General features: G+C 72.3%; 15 protein-coding genes. 8 read left to right on the top strand and 7 right to left on the bottom strand.

Features of this window, described 5'->3' with window-relative positions; translation table 11 throughout:
• Positions 1-45: 45 nt before the first annotated feature.
• The 6 genes from IE198_RS30895 (at position 46) to IE198_RS30915 (ending at position 4,581) form a co-directional block, all read left to right on the top strand.
• Positions 46-714: an amino acid ABC transporter permease gene (locus IE198_RS30895; RefSeq protein WP_189892613.1), complete on the top strand. Its 669-nt coding sequence runs from the start codon at positions 46-48 to the stop codon at positions 712-714.
• On the top strand, positions 711-1,616 hold the full coding sequence (locus IE198_RS30900; protein ID WP_189892615.1) for an amino acid ABC transporter permease: 906 nt from the start codon (positions 711-713) through the stop codon (positions 1,614-1,616). The genes IE198_RS30895 and IE198_RS30900 overlap by 4 nt, the downstream gene beginning before the upstream one ends.
• Before the next feature lie 175 nt (positions 1,617-1,791).
• Positions 1,792-3,411, top strand: a complete 1,620-nt coding sequence (locus IE198_RS30905; RefSeq protein WP_189892617.1) for an FAD-dependent monooxygenase — start codon at positions 1,792-1,794, stop codon at positions 3,409-3,411.
• A 71-nt stretch (positions 3,412-3,482) separates the two neighbouring features.
• Entirely contained in the window at positions 3,483-3,530 is a 48-nt protein-coding gene (locus IE198_RS36805; protein ID WP_309506048.1) for a hypothetical protein, read from the top strand.
• 68 nt (positions 3,531-3,598) lie between these two features.
• Complete coding sequence (locus IE198_RS30910) at positions 3,599-4,198, top strand: cupin domain-containing protein (RefSeq protein ID WP_189892619.1); 600 nt, start codon at positions 3,599-3,601, stop codon at positions 4,196-4,198.
• A complete protein-coding gene (locus IE198_RS30915) occupies positions 4,195-4,581 on the top strand; it encodes a rhodanese-like domain-containing protein (protein WP_189892621.1) in 387 nt (128 codons plus the stop codon). The genes IE198_RS30910 and IE198_RS30915 overlap by 4 nt, the downstream gene beginning before the upstream one ends.
• A gap of 483 nt (positions 4,582-5,064) precedes the next feature.
• On the opposite strand, the gene recX is transcribed toward IE198_RS30915, so the two are convergent.
• The 4 genes from recX to IE198_RS30935 form a co-directional block, all read right to left on the bottom strand.
• Positions 5,065-5,637 (bottom strand): recombination regulator RecX, encoded by a 573-nt coding sequence (recX, locus tag IE198_RS30920; protein WP_189892623.1) that lies wholly within the window; start codon positions 5,635-5,637, stop codon positions 5,065-5,067.
• 3 nt (positions 5,638-5,640) lie between these two features.
• Positions 5,641-6,768: a recombinase RecA gene (gene recA, locus IE198_RS30925; RefSeq protein ID WP_189892625.1), complete on the bottom strand. Its 1,128-nt coding sequence runs from the start codon at positions 6,766-6,768 to the stop codon at positions 5,641-5,643.
• 198 nt (positions 6,769-6,966) lie between these two features.
• Positions 6,967-8,142, bottom strand: a complete 1,176-nt coding sequence (locus IE198_RS30930; protein WP_189892657.1) for an AI-2E family transporter — start codon at positions 8,140-8,142, stop codon at positions 6,967-6,969.
• A 348-nt stretch (positions 8,143-8,490) separates the two neighbouring features.
• Positions 8,491-8,685, bottom strand: a complete 195-nt coding sequence (locus IE198_RS30935; RefSeq protein WP_100109506.1) for a DUF3046 domain-containing protein — start codon at positions 8,683-8,685, stop codon at positions 8,491-8,493.
• Positions 8,686-8,765: 80 nt separating this feature from the next.
• Here IE198_RS30935 and IE198_RS30940 point away from each other — a divergent pair, with 80 nt between their 5' ends.
• Entirely contained in the window at positions 8,766-9,701 is a 936-nt protein-coding gene (locus tag IE198_RS30940; protein WP_189892627.1) for a hypothetical protein, read from the top strand.
• A gap of 32 nt (positions 9,702-9,733) precedes the next feature.
• On the opposite strand, the gene IE198_RS30945 is transcribed toward IE198_RS30940, so the two are convergent.
• The 3 genes from IE198_RS30945 to IE198_RS30955 all read right to left on the bottom strand — a co-directional run bounded on the left by IE198_RS30945 (position 9,734) and on the right by IE198_RS30955 (position 11,839).
• Positions 9,734-10,042, bottom strand: a complete 309-nt coding sequence (locus IE198_RS30945) for an AzlD domain-containing protein (RefSeq protein ID WP_189892630.1) — start codon at positions 10,040-10,042, stop codon at positions 9,734-9,736.
• Positions 10,039-10,890, bottom strand: a complete 852-nt coding sequence (locus IE198_RS30950; RefSeq protein ID WP_373300034.1) for an AzlC family ABC transporter permease — start codon at positions 10,888-10,890, stop codon at positions 10,039-10,041. Before IE198_RS30950 ends, IE198_RS30945 begins: the two co-directional genes overlap by 4 nt.
• 76 nt (positions 10,891-10,966) lie before the next feature.
• The gene (locus IE198_RS30955; RefSeq protein WP_189892632.1) at positions 10,967-11,839 is read right to left on the bottom strand and encodes a helix-turn-helix transcriptional regulator; all 873 of its coding nucleotides are present in this window, start codon (positions 11,837-11,839) and stop codon (positions 10,967-10,969) included.
• Positions 11,840-12,044: 205 nt separating this feature from the next.
• Here IE198_RS30955 and IE198_RS30960 point away from each other — a divergent pair, with 205 nt between their 5' ends.
• Positions 12,045-16,670: an ATP-dependent helicase gene (locus tag IE198_RS30960; RefSeq protein WP_189892634.1), complete on the top strand. Its 4,626-nt coding sequence runs from the start codon at positions 12,045-12,047 to the stop codon at positions 16,668-16,670.
• Positions 16,671-16,718: the final 48 nt, after the last annotated feature.

The following is a 16,718-nucleotide window of genomic DNA, read 5'->3' on the forward strand; positions in this document are numbered from 1 at the left end:
GGGGCGGCGCGCCGGGCCCTCCCACACGCGGAAGCGCGGGAGATCGTGTTCGACTTTCTTGAAGGTTACGACTTGCTCGGGGCGTTCTGGGTGACGGTGCAACTCACCGTCCTCTCCGGAATCGGCTCCCTGGTGCTCGGCACCGTCCTCGCCGCGATGCGAGTGAGCCCGGTGCCCCTGATGCGCTCTTTCGGTACGGTCTACGTGAACGTGGTCCGGAACATCCCGCTCACCGTGATCATCGTCTTCTCCTCGCTCGGTCTCGCCGACGTCTTCGGCATGACGCTGGGCGCGGCCGACGACTTCGAGGCCAAGTACTTCCGGCTCGCTGTCTTCGGGCTCTCTGCCTACACTGCTGCGTTCGTGTGCGAGGCGGTGCGGTCCGGCATCAACACGGTGCCGGTCGGTCAGGCGGAGGCGGCACGGGCCATCGGGCTGAGTTTCACCCAGGTCCTCTCAAACGTGGTTCTCCCGCAGGCATTCCGCTCGGTCGTCGGTCCGCTCACCAATGTGCTGATCGCCCTCACCAAGAACACCACGGTCGCGGCGGCCATCGGTGTGGCGGAAGCGGCCCTGCTGATGAAGGAGATGATCGAGAACGAGGCACAGCTCGTCCTCATCTCGGCGATCTTCGCCTTCGGCTTCGTTGTTCTGACCCTTCCCACCGGTCTCATCCTCGGCTGGGTCGGCAAGCGTGTGGCGGTGAAACGATGACGTCCGTTCTCTACGACGCCCCCGGCCCCCGGGCCAAGCGGCGCAATATCGTCTACACGGCCGTCTTCCTCGTGCTGCTGGCGCTGGGCATCTGGTGGGTCCTCAGCGTCATGGCCGACCACGGACAGCTCGAATGGTCGCTGTGGAAGCCGTTCACCCAGTCCGCGGCATGGACGACCTATCTGCTGCCCGGCCTCGCCAACACGCTGAAGGCCGCGGCGCTCGCCATGGTCATCGCGCTCCCGCTGGGTGCGATCTTCGGCATCGCCCGGCTCTCCGACCACCGCTCGGTCCGCGTTCCGGCGGGCGTGGTCGTGGAGTTCTTCCGCGCCATTCCGGTCCTGCTCCTGATGCTGTTCGCGAACGAGCTCTACTCGCGCTACACCAACATCAGCAGTGATCTGCGTCCGCTGTACGCCGTGGTCACCGGCCTGGTGCTGTACAACGCGTCGGTCCTCGCCGAGGTCGTACGGGCCGGCATCCTGTCGCTGCCCAAGGGCCAGTCGGAGGCCGCCAAGGCCATCGGGCTGCGCAAGGGCCAGACGATGACGAGCATCCTGCTGCCGCAGTCCGTCACCGCAATGCTGCCGGCGCTGGTCAGCCAGCTCGTGGTCATCGTCAAGGACACCGCACTCGGTGGCGCGGTGCTGGCCTTCGCGGAACTGCTCAACGCGCGTTCGACTCTCTCCGCGTTCTACGCGAATGTCATCCCGAGCTTCGTCGTCGTCGCGTTGATCTACATCGTCCTCAACCTGATCCTCACCACCTTCGCCTCCTGGCTGGAGCGCAGGCTGCGGCGGGCCAAGAAGAGCAGCGGCGCCGTCCTTACCGCACCCGGCGGCGCGGAGGAGCCCGTGGCCGAGCCCGGAGTCGGCAAGAACGATGACGGACGCGCCGTCTGACGGTTCATCGGATGTTCGACCGCTGAGGGGCGGTGGCCACGGGCCACCGCCCCTCGCCGCGCTCCCGGTGTCGCTTGACGCGGGCACCGGCAGTGGGTTGCATACGTTCTGTGATCGCGCACCGGGCTCCAACAGCACATCCCCGCACGTCCCTCCGGGCCCGAGGAGTCACGCCGTGGACCCGGTGATCGTGGTCGGCGCCGGCCCGGTCGGACTCGCGCTCTCCCTCGCCCTCGCCGCGCAGGGCGTCCCCTCCGTCGTGCTCGACGAGGGCAACGGCAAGGACGAGCCGCGGCCCGCCCGCACCGTCGTTCTCCGCCCGGACACCGCTGCCCTGATGGAGCGGCTCGGCTGCGACACCGTGCACGACGAGGGAGCCCGGTGGACCGGCTGGCGGTCGATGCTGCGCAAGCAGGACCTGCGGCAGCTGCCCCTCGACGACACCGAGGACGACGGCCGAGGTCCCGCCGCACCGCTGCACATCCCCCAGCACAGTCTTGCCCGCGGGCTGCGCGACGCCGCCAGGGAGCACCGGCTCGTACGGCTGGTCACCGACAGCCGCCTCGACTCGCTCGAACAGGACGCCGGAGGGGTCGGCGTGCACACCAGAGGGCCCTCCCCGACCTGGTGGCGGGGGAGCTACGTCGTGGGGTGCGACGGCGCCAGGTCCACGGTCCGCAAGCTCCTCGGCATCCGCTTCCCCGGCCGTACGGCGGTGGAACGTCACGCCGTGGCCGCCCTGCGCACCGAACTGCCCTGGTCCGGCGAAGCGTTGCTGCACCGCCGGCCGCCGTGGAGCTCCGGCGGTGCGGAGATCACCGCGCGCCCGCTCCCGGACGGCGTCTGGCGGCTGGACTGGCTCCTCCCGCCCCGCGGCGAACTGGTCACGCCCGAGGCCCTGGTGGCGCGGATCCGCGACACACTGACCGGCTGGTGCGGCCAGGCCCCGCCGTACGAACTGCTCGACACCGGCGTCCACACCCTCCACCACCGGCTCGCCCGTCGCTGGCGCGTCGACCGGGCCTTCCTCGCCGGTGACGCGGCCCACCTGATGGGGGCCGTCGGCACCCAGGGTCTCGACGAAGGACTGCGGGACGTGGACAACCTGGCCTGGAAGCTGGCGCAGGCCTGGCACCACGGCGCCTCCGAGACACTCCTGGACAGCTACCAGGCGGAGCGGCGCACCGCTGTCGCCGCGCGGTTGCGCGCCGCCGACCAGTCACTGCCGATACTGCGCAGCGGCGGCGGGCTGCGCATGTACCTCCCCGGGGCCGCCCGGGGGCACGACGCGATGCTCACCGACGCGCATCTCGGGCAGGGCGCACTCGGCGCTCCGCCCGTATACGCGCACTCCCCCCTCACCCCGGTGCCCACCGGCCCGCCGGCCCTCACCGGCGCGGGGCCGGGCTCACCGGTCGCCGACGTACGGGTCACGGCTCCCGACGGCACCTCGGCCCTGCTGTGGGACCGGTTGGGGCAGGGGCGTCTGCTCGTCGTACTGGTGGCTCCGGGCACCGGCGTGTGGGACCGGCGCCACTGGGTCGGCGCAGGCATCATGCCGAGGCTGGCGACCGCCGTGTCCGGATTGCCGGTCGAGGCCGAACTGCTGGTGACGGAGAGCTACCCGGGCGCCGCCGCGCACACCGTGCTGCTGGTGCGTCCCGACGGGCATCTGGTGGCCGCCTTCGCGGGGGTGCGGCCCTCGGAACTCCACGCCGCCGCGGACATCGCACGAGGAGGAGCACGGACCACGGAGGGTCCCAAGGGCTCCGACCGCACTGCGGACAGCGATTGATTCTCGATGTCGGGCATGGTGTACTCCGGAACGTGACCGACACCGATGTGCGCCTGTGGCGGAGGGTCCATATGGACCTCGTCCGCTATGCGGGCTGCGTGTGTCGGCCGTCCTGCTGATTTCGCCTTCCCTCTGCGCTGCGGCCTGCTCTGCCCGCGCGCACTCCAGCGAACCCAGGACGGTTTCCGTGTCCCACCCTGCATCCCTTCCCCCTGCGGTCCTTCCTCCGGCCCCTGCCGTGGGTCCGCCCTCGCCCGTCACGGGCTTCGGGCCACCCGCTCCGAGTGAGCCCGGCGCGCCGACCTCCGCGGAGCTGCTGGACTTCGTGCGCCACGCCGCCACCGACAAGAAGCTGATCGCCTCACTCCCCCTCGACCCCGAGGGCCGCACCTGGCTGCGACTCGAAGGACCGCGCGGCAGCGAGGCGTGGCTGATCGGCTGGCCGCCCGGCACGGGCACCGGCTGGCACGATCACGCCGAGTCCGTCGGCGCGTTCGCGACGGCCGAGGGCAGGCTGACGGAACACTCCCTCGCCGTCCGGCTGCCCGCGAGCGGCTGGAAGACACTCGAGCTCGACGACGGCGTGGACCGCGAACGCCTCCTGGGCACCGGCCAGTCGCGGGCCTTCGGCAGGCATCATGTGCACGAGGTGCTCAACGAGTCACCCGTCGAGCACGCCGTCTCCGTCCATGCCTACTACCCTCCGCTGCCGCTGATGAGGCGCTTCAGCCGGTCGGGAGCGGTCCTGCGTCTGGAGCAGGTCGAGCGTCCGGAGGACTGGCAGTGAGCGAACCGCTGGGTATCGACGAGCACCTGGAGCGCGTACGGCAGGGCCTCCAACGGCTGGGCCCGGAAGAGGCCTTCGAGGCTGCGGCCGCCGGGGCACTGCTGGTGGACATCCGCTACCAGGCGCTGCGCGAGCGCGACGGGCTGATCCCGGGGGCGCTGGTCGTGGAGCGCAACGAACTGGAATGGCGGCTGGATCCCCGGGGCAGTCACCGCCTCCCGCAGGCGGTCGGTCACGACCTGCGGATCGTGGTGATCTGCAACGAGGGCTACGCCTCCTCCCTCGCGGCCGCTTCCCTGCATCAACTGGGCCTGCGCCGCGCGACCGACCTCGTCGGCGGCTTCCAGGCGTGGAAGGCGTCGGGCCTACCGGTCGCCCGGTAGCCCGAGGGACCGATCGCGCCGCCCGGCCACGCCTGTCCTCCGCGGACCTCTGGCGTGCCCCCGGTCCCCGCCAGAGGCGACCGGCCGAACCGGCCGGCGGTCGCTTTCCGGCGCGGCCGACGCGACCGGCGCCCCACGACCGATACGGAGCCGCGCCCGGCGATGCCGGGGCGAAACCGCGTGACCCCGGGTGCGGCCCACGGCCAGAGGCGTCCGGGGCGATGCGACCGGATACGCGATGGTGCCTCGGCGCATCCCCTGCGAGGCGATCCGGCAGCGCCACCTCGGCCGGCGATGCCGGGGCGAAATCGCGTGACCCCGGGTGCGGCCCACGGCCAGAGGCGTCCGGGGCGATGCGACGAGGCGAACGGCGGGGCCGCGCCCCCTTGCGACGCGGTCCATGGCCGGCGCGGGCGGCGCCCCCCACGCCCAGGTGCCCCCATGGCGGGCGGGGCCGCGTGTCCCACGGGGTGCGGCCCGTCCCTAGGTGCCCGCCTCGTCCAAGTCCGTTGTGTCCTCGCCCTCTTCCTCCAGCGCCCGCCTGACCACCCGCAGGGCCATGCCCTCCGAGTAGCCCTTGCGGGCCAGCATCCCGGCCAGCCGGCGCAGGCGCCGGTCCCGGTCGAGGCCTCGGGTGGAGCGCAGCTTGCGCGCCACCAGCTCGCGGGCCGTCTCCTCTTCCTGGTCGGAGTCGAGCCGGCCCACGGCCTCGTCGATCAACTCCGAGTCGACGCCCTTGGTCCGCAGCTCCCGCGCCAGGGCCCGCCGGGCGAGGCCGCGGCCGTGGTGCCGGGACTCCACCCATGCGTCGGCGAAGGCGGCGTCGTTGATCAGTCCCACGTCCTCGAAACGGGAGAGGACCTCCTCGGCCACCTCCGAGGGGATCTCCCGCTTGTGCAGCGCGTCCGCGAGCTGTTTGCGGGTGCGCGGGGTCCCGGTGAGCAGGCGCAGGCAGATTGCCCGCGCCCGCTCAGCCGGGTCTTTGGGCGACAGCTCCTTCTCGGCCCTCGACGAGTCGGGGCTGTCACCCGGCCATTCGGTACGCCGGGCGGCCATGCGCTACCCCTTGGCCGCCGCCGTCTTGGCCGACTTCGCCTTGGAGGCAGCCGCGGGCACCGACTTCGCCGCGTCCTCGGCAGGCGCCGCCGCGACAGCCGCGTCCGCACCGGGCTCCGCCGCCGGGGCCTCCGGCCTGACGCCGACGCCGAGCTTCTCCTTGATCTTCTTCTCGATCTCGTTGGCGAGATCCGGGTTGTCCTTCAGGAAGTTGCGGGCGTTCTCCTTGCCCTGGCCGAGTTGGTCGCCCTCGTACGTGTACCAGGCGCCGGCCTTGCGGACGAAGCCGTGCTCCACGCCCATGTCGATCAGACCACCCTCGCGGCTGATGCCCTGGCCGTAGAGGATGTCGAACTCGGCCTGCTTGAAGGGCGGGGCGACCTTGTTCTTGACGACCTTGACGCGGGTGCGGTTGCCGACCGCCTCCGTACCGTCCTTGAGGGTCTCGATCCGGCGGATGTCGAGACGCACGGAGGCGTAGAACTTCAGCGCCCGGCCACCGGTCGTGGTCTCGGGGGAGCCGAACATCACGCCGATCTTCTCGCGGAGCTGGTTGATGAAGATCGCGGTGGTCTTGGACTGGTTGAGCGCGCTGGTGATCTTGCGGAGCGCCTGGCTCATCAGCCGCGCCTGCAGACCGACGTGCGAGTCGCCCATCTCGCCCTCGATCTCCGCCTTGGGCACAAGGGCGGCGACGGAGTCGATGACGATCAGGTCGAGCGCACCGGAGCGGACGAGCATGTCGACGATCTCCAGCGCCTGCTCGCCGTTGTCCGGCTGGGACAGGATCAGGTTGTCGATGTCGACGCCGAGCTTCTTCGCGTACTCGGGGTCGAGGGCGTGCTCCGCGTCCACGAAGGCCACCGCGCCGCCCGCCTTCTGGGCGTTGGCCACGGCGTGCAGGGTGAGGGTCGTCTTACCGGAGGACTCCGGTCCGTACACCTCCACCACACGTCCGCGCGGCAGGCCGCCGACGCCGAGGGCGACGTCGAGCGCGGTCGACCCGGTGGGGATGACCTCGATGGGCTCGTTCGGCCGCTCGCCCAGTCGCATCACGGCACCCTTGCCGAATTGCCGTTCAATCTGTGCGAGCGCGGCGTCGAGCGCCTTCTCGCGGTCGGTTCCTGCCATGGGTTCCACCCGATTTGCTTGTGTCGATCGCTTCACGTCAAAGACGCTAACCCCTGCCACTGACAATGGGCCCCGACGTCCGGCCGGCCTGTGGATAACTCGCGGGAACGAGGGCCGGGATCCCATAAGAATGGATGTTCGATTTTACTGTCAAGCGGACCACCCGGGCATCCGGACCCGCGCGATCCGGGCCTCCGCTCAGCTCTCTGCGTCGGTCTGCGGGGGCACGGCGCCCGCTGCGCCCTGGGGCGTGGACGGCACACCGCTGCCGCTCCGGAGGGCGCTGCGCACCCGCGCGAGCGCCCGGCCGCCACCATGCCTCCGGTGCCCGTGGACCCGCGGGTCGTCGGTCACGGCGTACCGCTTCACGTACGCGCCGAGGAACGCCTGGAGGGTCGCGACCGCCGGGATCGCGATGAGCGCGCCGACCGCCCCCAGCAGCGCGGTGCCCGCGACGACCGAGCCGAAGGCCACCGCCGGGTGGATGTCGACCGTCCTTGCGGTGAGCTTCGGCTGCAGCACGTAGTTCTCGAACTGCTGGTAGATCACGACGAAGCCGAGCACCCACACCGCGTACCAGGGATCGACGGTGAACGCGATCAGCATCGGCAGCGCACCGGCCAGGTAGGTGCCGATGGTCGGGATGAACTGGGAGAGGAGCCCGACCCAGACCGCGAGCGCCGGGGCGTACGGCACCTCGAGGATCTCCAGCAGGATGTAGTGCGCGATCCCGGAGATCAGCGCCATCAGCCCGCGCGAGTAGAGGTATCCGCCGGTCTTGTCGACCGCGATCTCCCAGGCCCGCAGGACCTCGGTCTGCTTGGCCGGAGGCAGTACGGAGCACAGCGCGCGGCGCAGTCTGGGCCCGTCGGCGGCGAAGTAGAACGAGAACAGGAAGATCGTCAGCAGCTTGAACAGACCGCCGAGCACGGTGGCCGACACGTCCAGCACCCCGCTGGCACTGTTCTGCACGTACTTCCGCAGCCAGTCCGAACGCAACAGGCTGTCCTGGACCTCCACCCGGGACAGCTCCGTGTGGAAGGTGCCGTTGATCCAGCGGATGACCGAGTCGAGGTACTGGGGGAAGTCCTCGACCATCTGCACGATCTGTCCGGCCAGCATCGAGCCCAGCAGCACGACGAACCCGATCCCGGCGCCCAGCACCGCGAAGAAGACCAGGAAGGTGGCGAGGCCCCGGCGCATGCCTCGGGCCGCCATCCGCCCCACCGCGGGCTCGATCGCAAGCGCCAGGAAGAAGGCGATCAGGATGTTCATCAGAAGGCCGATGAGCTGGTGGAAGGCCCAACTCCCGAGCTGGAAGCAGGCGTAGAGCGCCAGCGCCAGGATCAGGGCGCGCGGCAGCCAGCGCGGCATGCGGGCCGCACCGCCGCCGCCGGCCGCCGAGCCGGGAGGCGGAGAGGCCGGCGGAGTGCCCTGCGCCGGGATCCCGACTGCGGCCTCGTCCGACGCGACCGTGTCCTGCACGGTCTTCTCGTCAGCGGTCATGTCGTCAGCGGTTCCCGTCCTGTGGGTCTGTGGTGCGCGGTCGCGGGCGCGGCGGTCGTGCCCTGCGCGGTCGCGCGCGGGGCGGTGGCGTCGTCATGCGGTCCCGTCCGGAGCCGGCGTCCGCGGGCCGTCCCGTCGGGCCGGCCCTCGCCAGTGTGGCTCACAGCGGTGACCGCAGGCCGTCCGTCCGGTGTCCCACCGCTTGTCGGCAGGGTCTCACCGCTTGTCGGCAGGAATGTCCATGGCTGCGCAGACGGCCCGCCACACGTCCTTCGTCTCCCATCCCGCGGCCAGTGCCTCCTGGATCGTACGGCCGCCCAGCTCGGCCATCACATGATCCCGCGCGAAGGAGTCCGCGTACGCCGCACCGAAGTGGTCCGCCATGCGCTCCCAGAAAATCGTCAACCGCATGCCCCCAGTATCCAGCTCCTGAGAGTGCAGCCCTGTCCGTACCCCTTGCCGAAAGCACTTTCCGCTCTACCGTCTGGAACATGGCTGGAAACGGAGCAACCACCGACCCTTCTCCCGCGTCCGCGCTCGCGCGGGCCGAGCGCTTCATCTGGCTGACGGCCCGGGTGCTCGAGCAGCGGCGGTTCGCCCACGACTTCCTCGGCGGCAGCCCTGATGCGGTGGAAACAGCACTGGCCGCCTACCTCAACGAGGACGGTGGCTACGGCCACGCCCTCGAACCGGATCTGCGCGGCCCGGTCAGTCAGCCGCTGCACACCGGTCACGCCCTGCGGGTGCTCGACTCCATCGGCCGCTGCGGCGGCATGCGGGTGGAGCGCATGTGCCGCTACCTCACCGATGTGTCCACGAAGGAGGGCGCGCTGCCGGCCGTTCACCCCTCCCAGCGTGGCTATCCGGCCGCTCCGTTCCTGCGGGTCGTCGACGACCCGCCGAGCGAGCTGCTCGCGACGGGCCCGGTGGTCGGTCTGCTGCACCGCAACCAGGTGTGGCACGCGTGGCTCTTCCGGGCCACCGACTTCTGCTGGTCCGCGGTGGACGGGATCGAGAAGTCGCACCCCTACGAGATCGAGGCGGCCGTGGCGTTCCTCGACGGCGTACCGGACCGCCCCCGCGCGGAGGCCGCGGCGGACCGGCTCGGCCGGATCGTGCGCGAGCAGCGGCTCGTCGCCCTGGAGCCGGGGCGGCTCGACGACCAGCCCGTCGCCCCCGGCTACGCACCGGGCGAGCACCACTTCGCGCACGACTACGCCCGAACACCCGATTCACTGGCCCGCCGCTGGTTCACGGACGAGGAGATGGCCCGTTCCCTGGAGCACCTGGCGGGTGAGCAGCAGCAGGACGGCGGGTGGCCCATCACCTGGCGTGAATGGGCCCCCGGCACCGCTCTGGAGGCACGGCCGATCGTGACGATCGAGGCGCTGCGGACCCTGCGGGCGCACGGCCACCCCATCGGGTGAGGCCATGACCGGCCGACCTTTGTCGGGGCGGGTCAGCCGCCCAGCGCCCGCACCCCCGCCGTCACGGCCACGGCGGCCCCCACGATCACCAGGAACGGCGCACGCAGCAGCAGCGCCAGCGCCGCGGCCCCGAGCCCCGTGGCCCGCGCGTCGACGACGAGCGACTGGCCGGTGCTGAAGGTCTGCTGCGCGGTCAGCGCAGCCAGCAGGGCGACGGGCAGCAGCGCCGCCAGCCGCTGTACGAGAGGCCGCTCGAGCGTGTGGGCCGGTACGAGCAGCCCGACCAGCTTGACGAGGTAGCAGCCGACCGCCGTCGCTGCGATCGCGATCCATATGCTCATCGGTCCTGTTCCTTCCTCTGCGTACGCGTCGTCCGGCCGGCGTGGTCACCGATCGCCCGCCCCTTGAGCCACAGCACCGCGGGGGCGGCCAGGGCCGCGACGAGCACCGGCACCCCGGCGGGCAGCACGGGCAGGAAGCCGAGCCCGAGCAGCACCGCGAGCCCTGCCGCCGCCCTTTCCGTGGCCGTACGCAGCATCGGTGCGAGCAGTGCGAGGAAGACCGCCGGGCCCGCCGCGTCCAGTCCCCACGCCTCGGTGTCACCGAGGGCCTCCGCACCGAGCGCGCCGAGCAGTGTCGTCAGGTTCCACAGCACGTAGAGGGTGAGGCCCGTGAGGGTGAAGCCGATCCGCACGCTGCGCCGTGTGGGCTGCGCCAGGGCGACGGCGGTGGTCTCGTCGATGACCCAGTGCGCGGCGAAGGGCCGTACGAAGCGGGGCAGCGCGAGCAGTTGCGACAGCCGCAGCCCGTAGAAGGCGTTGCGCACACCCAGGAAGAAGGCACCGGCCGCGGCGGCGAGCGGGTTGCCGCCGGCGGCGATCGCGCCGACGAGCGCGAACTGCGACGCCCCGGTGAACACGAACAGGCTGAGCGCGCAGGTCTGCAGGAGGGTCAGGCCGGACCCGGCGGAGGTCACGCCGAAGGCGAAGCCGGAGAGACCTACGGCGATCCCGACGCCGAGTGCGTCCCTGACGACGGCCGAGTCGGGCTTCGGAGCCGGCCCGTCCCCCCGCCCGGGCGTCGTCTCCCCCGGTGCGGACGATCCTTCGCACGGCGCGGAATCCTGCCGGGCCGCGGACGCGTCCCCCGGCTCCGGCGGTGTTCCGGGAACGGACACGGCGAGAGTCACGCACGGCACCGCTTCCCCGGGTCCCTCCCCGGCGGCCATGTCTGGTCGAGCTGTCTGTTCTGCCACGTCGGGGACGTTACGCAGGGCCCCCGCCCGCGGTCTTGTACGTTCTTGCACGCTCTCGCCGGTACGCCCCGGGAGGGACGCCGACGATCCGGGTGAAGTGGCGGTTCAGGTGGGGCTGGTCGGTGAAGCCGACCGCGACGGCCGCCTCGGAAGGAGGTGTGCCGACGTCCAGGAGGAGGCGGGCGCGCCGGACTCGCGCGTCCGTGAGCCAGGTGTGCGGCGGCAACCCGTAGGCCGCCTTGAAGGCCCGCAGCAGCGCGAACGGGCTGACGCCGAGCTGCTGCGCCAGTTCCTCGAGGGACGGCGGGTCCGCCATCCGCTCCTCGAGGAGCTGCTTGGCGGCTGCCGCTGTCCGCGCCCCTGCCGCGAGGGGTGTACGGGCCGGGAGGGAGCGCCCGTGGCGCCGCAGGAGTGTGGCGACGGTGAGGCGCAGGACGCTGTCCGCGGCGAGGGCGTTGCCCGCCTCGGCCGCACGGTGCACCTCGTGCACGAGCCGGGCGGTGTCCGGGTCCTCGACGATCGTCTCGGCGAAGCCGGCCGTCCCGCGCAGCGTCGTCGTCTCCTCCGCGATCGTGGCCACGAGCTTCGAGGACGGGTAGAGGGTGGAGTACACCCAGCCTTCCGGGACACCGGCCTTGGCCGAGTGCGGCACCTCCGGGTTGATCATGACGACGGTGCCGGGCCTTGCCCGCACGGTGCCCTCGGGAAGGAACACGTCCTCGATACCGCGGCGGACGGCGCCGAAGACGAATCCCTCATGGCTGTGCCGGGGGAAGGAGTGGCGCACGTAGCGGGCCTGCAGCAGGTCCAGGCCGGGCACGCCCGGGTACTGCCAGTGCCGTGCCCACTCGCCCTTCGTGTCCGGCGCCGGGTCCTTCTCCATGCGGCCATTCTGCGCCCGGCGACGATCCGGCGGGACGGCCGGTCCAGGTCCTGGACACGAAGGCCGGGTGCGCGTCGATCAGGCTCCGCCGGCCGGCAGAACGACGTGCGGACAACCCGGCAGGGCGTCGGTCGGTGTCGGAGCCGCGACCGCCGGAACCCGCGTACCACTCTCGATGTCAGTGGTCGGGTGCACGATGGTGGGCATGGCCAGGACTGCGCTCGACTCCTTCTCCCCCGCGACCCGTGGCTGGTTCTCGGGGGCGTTCAACGCGCCCACCGCCGCGCAGGAGGGAGCGTGGAAGGCCATCGGCGAGGGCTCGGACGTCCTGGTGGTGGCTCCGACGGGCTCGGGCAAGACGCTGGCCGCCTTCCTGGCCGCCCTGGACCGGCTGGCGTCCACTCCCCCGCCTGCGGAGGCGAAGAAGCGCTGCCGCGTGCTGTACGTGTCACCGCTGAAGGCCCTCGCGGTCGACGTGGAGCGCAATCTCCGCAGCCCGCTCACCGGAATCAGGCAGGAGTCGGTGCGGCTGGGCCTGGCCGAGCCCGATGTGCGGGTCGGCATCCGCTCGGGCGACACCCCTGCGGCGGAGCGCCGGTCGCTGGTCTCCAGGCCTCCGGACATTCTGATCACCACGCCCGAGTCGCTGTTCCTGATGCTCACGTCGTCCGCCAGGGACGCGCTGACGGGTGTCGAGACGGTGATCCTCGACGAGGTCCACGCTGTCGCGGGCACCAAGAGGGGCGCGCATCTCGCCGTGTCCCTGGAGCGCCTCGACGGGCTGCTGCCCCGCCCGGTCCGCAGGATCGGCCTGTCGGCGACGGTCCGTCCGGTGGACGAGGTGGCCCGCTATCTGTCGCCGCAGCGCCGGGTGGAGATCGTCCAGCCGCCTTCCGGCAAGGAGTTCGACCTCTCGGTGGTCGTCCCGGTCGAGGACCTGGGCGAACTCGGGGGTTCCCCCGCCTCCGACGCCGGCGACGGGGTCGCCGAGAAGCCGTCGATCTGGCCGCATGTCGAGGAGCGCATCGCCGATCTCGTCCAGGCCCACCGCTCCACGATCGTCTTCGCCAACTCCCGCCGGCTGGCGGAGCGGCTGTGCAACCGCCTCAACGAGATCGCGTACGAGCGGGCCACCGGCGCCCCCATGCCACAGGACGCGCCGCCGGCGGAGATCATGGCCCAGTCCGGTGCGGCGCAGGGGGCCCCTCCGCTGCTCGCCCGCGCCCACCACGGCTCGGTCTCCAAGGAGCAGCGGGCTCTCGTCGAGGAGGATCTGAAGGCGGGCCGGCTACCGGCGGTCGTCGCCACCTCGAGCCTCGAACTGGGCATCGACATGGGCGCGGTGGACCTGGTCGTGCAGGTCGAGTCCCCGCCGTCCGTCGCCTCCGGCCTGCAGCGGGTGGGCCGCGCGGGCCATCAGGTGGGCGCGGTGTCCACGGGCGTGGTCTTCCCCAAGTACCGGGGCGACCTGGTGCAGGCGGCGGTCGTCACCGAGCGGATGCGCACGGGCTCGATCGAATCGCTGCGCATCCCGTCGAATCCGCTGGACGTGCTGGCCCAGCAGCTGGTCGCCATGGTGGCCCTGGACAGCTGGCAGTACGACGACCTGCTGGCGCTGGTGCGCCGGGCCGCGCCGTTCGCCTCGCTGCCCGAGTCCGCCTTCACGGCGGTCCTCGACATGCTCGCCGGCCGTTATCCGTCCGACGCGTTCGCAGAGCTGCGGCCCCGGGTGGTCTGGGACCGGGTGGCGGGCACGGTCACGGGCCGTCCGGGGGCGCAGCGCCTGGCCGTCACCTCCGGCGGCACGATCCCGGACCGCGGACTGTTCGGCGTCTTCCTTGCCGGTGCCGACCCGAAGAAGGGCGGCGGCCGGGTCGGCGAGCTCGACGAGGAGATGGTCTACGAGTCACGGGTGGGCGATGTGTTCACCCTGGGCACCACCTCCTGGCGGATCGAGGACATCACCCGCGACCGGGTGCTGGTGTCCCCCGCCCCCGGCGTCCCGGGCCGGCTGCCGTTCTGGAAGGGCGACCAGCTGGGCCGCCCGTTGGAGCTCGGTCGCGCGGTCGGCGCCTTCCTGCGCGAGGTCGGCGGCCTGTCGGCCGAGGACGGCCGGCTGCGCCTGCTGGCCGCCGGCCTCGACGCCTGGGCGGCGGACAATGTGCTCGCCTACCTGGACGAGCAGCGCCGGGCCTGTGGCCACGTGCCCGACGACCGCACGATCCTGGTGGAGCGCTTCCGCGACGAGCTGGGCGACTGGCGGGTCGTGATCCACTCCCCGTTCGGCGCCCAGGTGCACGCGCCGTGGGCGCTGGCGCTCGGCGCCCGTCTTGCCGAGCGGTACGGCATGGACGCACAGGTGATGCACGCCGACGACGGCATCGTGCTGCGGCTGCCCGACGCCGACCTGATGGGTCTGGATCTCCTGGACCAGGACCCGGTGCACATCGATTCGTCGTTCGACAGCGAGCAGGCTCCCGTCGGCGCCGCGGACGCCGTCTTCGAAGCGGGCGAGATCGGTCAGATCGTGACCGATCAGGTCGGTGGTTCCGCCCTGTTCGCCTCCCGGTTCCGCGAGTGCGCGGCCCGTGCGCTGCTGCTGCCGCGCCGCAGTCCCGGCAAGCGCACGCCGCTGTGGCAGCAGCGCCAGCGGGCGGCCCAACTGCTGCAGGTGGCGAGCGAGTTCGGTTCTTTCCCCATCGTCCTCGAAGCCGTCCGCGAATGCCTCCAGGACGTCTTCGACGTCCCCGGGCTCACCGAGCTGATGGGAGACATCGAGTCCCGCCGTGTCCGTCTGGTCGAGGTCACGACCCCCGAGCCGTCGCCTTTCGCCCGCTCGCTGCTGTTCGGCTATGTCGCCCAGTTCCTGTACGAGGGCGACTCCCCCCTCGCCGAGCGGCGGGCGGCCGCTCTGTCGCTGGACTCCCGGCTGCTGTCCGAGCTGCTCGGCCAGGCGGAGCTCCGGGAACTGCTGGACGCGGAGGTGCTCACCGACCTGGAGCGGGAGCTGCAGTGGCTCACCGGCGACCGGCGGGCCAAGGACGTGGAGGGCGTGGCAGACCTGCTGCGCGTACTGGGTCCGCTGACCGACGCCGAGCTCGCCGAGCGGGGCAGTGATCCGGCCTGGCCGAAGGAACTCGCCGCGTCCCGCCGCGCCATCCGTGTCCGCATCGCGGGCTCCGACCACTGGGCGGCGGTCGAGGACGCCGGGCGGCTGCGCGACGCGCTGGGCACGGCCCTGCCCGTCGGTGTCCCCGAGGCGTTCACCGAACCGGTCAAGGACCCGTTCGGTGACCTCCTCGCCCGGTTCGCGCGCACGCACGGCCCCTTCACCTCCGCCCAGGCCGCCGCCCGCTTCGGGCTCGGCGTGGCGGTCACCGAGGGCGGCCTGCAGCGCCTCGCCGCGAGCGGCCGGGTCGTGCAGGGCGAGTTCCATCCGGCGGGCATCGGTCAGGAGTGGTGCGACGCAGGGGTGCTGCGCCGCCTGCGCAGGCGTTCACTGGCCGCGCTCCGCCAGGAGCTGGAGCCGGTGCCGCCCGCCGCGCTCGCCTCCTTCCTGCCCCAGTGGCAGCACCTCGGCAGCAACAGCCTTCGCGGCATCGACGGTCTGGCCCGCGCCATCGAGCAGCTCCAAGGCGCCTCGGTGCCGGCCTCCGCCCTCGAGAAACTGATCCTGCCGTCCCGCGTCTCGCACTACAGCGGCGCCCTGCTCGACGAACTGACCACGACCGGTGAGGTGTTGTGGGCCGGCGCGGGTGCCCTGCCCGGCAAGGACGGCTGGATCTCCCTCTATCTGGCCGACGCCGCGCCCCTGCTGCTACCGCAGCCGCACCCGCTGGAGGTGACGGCGCTGCACGAGTCGGTGCTCACGGTCCTCTCCGGCGGCTACGGCCTGTTCTTCCGCCAGATCGCCGACCAGGTGCGAGCGACCACGCACCCGGACGCCACCGATCCGCAACTTGCCGATGCCCTCTGGGATCTCGCGTGGTCCGGTCGGCTCACCAACGACACCCTGGCGCCGCTGCGCGCCCTGCTCGGCTCCGGCCGAACCGCCGGGTCCACCGCCCATCGCGCCAGGCGCACCGTCCCCCGCGGCCGGTACGGCGGCCTCACGGCCGCGGCCCGTCCCGCCTCCCGTACCGGTCCACCTACGGTGAGCGGCCGCTGGTCGCTGCTGCCGGCCCTCGAGCCGGAGCCGACCCACCGGGCGCACGCCCGGGCGCGGACTCTGCTGGACCGCCACGGTGTGGTGACGCGGGGCGCGGTGGCGGCCGAGGGCGTCGAGGGCGGCTTCTCCGCCACGTACCGCGTTCTGTCGGCCTTCGAGGACAGCGGACAAGCGCGCCGGGGTTATGTCGTCGAAGGACTGGGTGCCGCGCAGTTCGCCATGGACGGCGCCGTCGACCGTCTGCGCGCGGCGTCCACGGCGCGAGACCGGTCGGAGGGGCAGGCGGCGCCCCGCGCGATGGTGCTGGCGGCCGCCGACCCGGCCAATGCCTACGGGGCCGCGCTGCCCTGGCCCGAGCCGCCGGAGGGCGCCGGCCACAAGCCCGGCCGCAAGGCGGGGTCCCTGGTGGTCCTGGTCGACGGCGAGCTCACGCTGTACATGGAGCGCGGCGGCAAGACACTGCTGGCGTGGGCCACCGACCCCGATTCGCCCGCACTGCACGCGGCGGCCGGCGCCCTCGCCGCGGCGGCCCGCGAGGGCGCGCTCGGTACGGTCACGGTGGAGCGCGCGAACGGAGCCCCGGCCCTGACCGCACCGCTCGCCCGTGCCCTGGAGACGGCCGGGTTCCACGCCACGCCGAGGGGGCTGCGCCTGCGCCCATGACCCGGCCGTGCCCCGCCCGGCGGCCGCTTCTCGCGCATCATGGATGCC

Source organism: Streptomyces xantholiticus, assembly GCF_014651015.1.
In the GTDB taxonomy this organism is placed as follows: domain Bacteria; phylum Actinomycetota; class Actinomycetes; order Streptomycetales; family Streptomycetaceae; genus Streptomyces; species Streptomyces xantholiticus.

Excerpts from the sequence above, each read along its gene's own strand:
- recA (WP_189892625.1), bottom strand. The coding sequence starts at position 6,768 with ATGGCAGGAACCGACCGCGAGAAGGCGCTCGACGCCGCGCTCGCACAG.
- IE198_RS30900 (WP_189892615.1), top strand. The coding sequence starts at position 711 with ATGACGTCCGTTCTCTACGACGCCCCCGGCCCCCGGGCCAAGCGGCGC.
- IE198_RS30935 (WP_100109506.1), bottom strand. The coding sequence starts at position 8,685 with ATGCGGTTGACGATTTTCTGGGAGCGCATGGCGGACCACTTCGGTGCG.
- recX (WP_189892623.1), bottom strand. The coding sequence starts at position 5,637 with ATGGCCGCCCGGCGTACCGAATGGCCGGGTGACAGCCCCGACTCGTCG.
- IE198_RS30930 (WP_189892657.1), bottom strand. The coding sequence starts at position 8,142 with ATGCCGCGCTGGCTGCCGCGCGCCCTGATCCTGGCGCTGGCGCTCTAC.
- IE198_RS30960 (WP_189892634.1), top strand. The coding sequence starts at position 12,045 with ATGGCCAGGACTGCGCTCGACTCCTTCTCCCCCGCGACCCGTGGCTGG.
- IE198_RS30955 (WP_189892632.1), bottom strand. The coding sequence starts at position 11,839 with ATGGAGAAGGACCCGGCGCCGGACACGAAGGGCGAGTGGGCACGGCAC.
- IE198_RS30940 (WP_189892627.1), top strand. The coding sequence starts at position 8,766 with ATGGCTGGAAACGGAGCAACCACCGACCCTTCTCCCGCGTCCGCGCTC.
- IE198_RS30945 (WP_189892630.1), bottom strand. The coding sequence starts at position 10,042 with ATGAGCATATGGATCGCGATCGCAGCGACGGCGGTCGGCTGCTACCTC.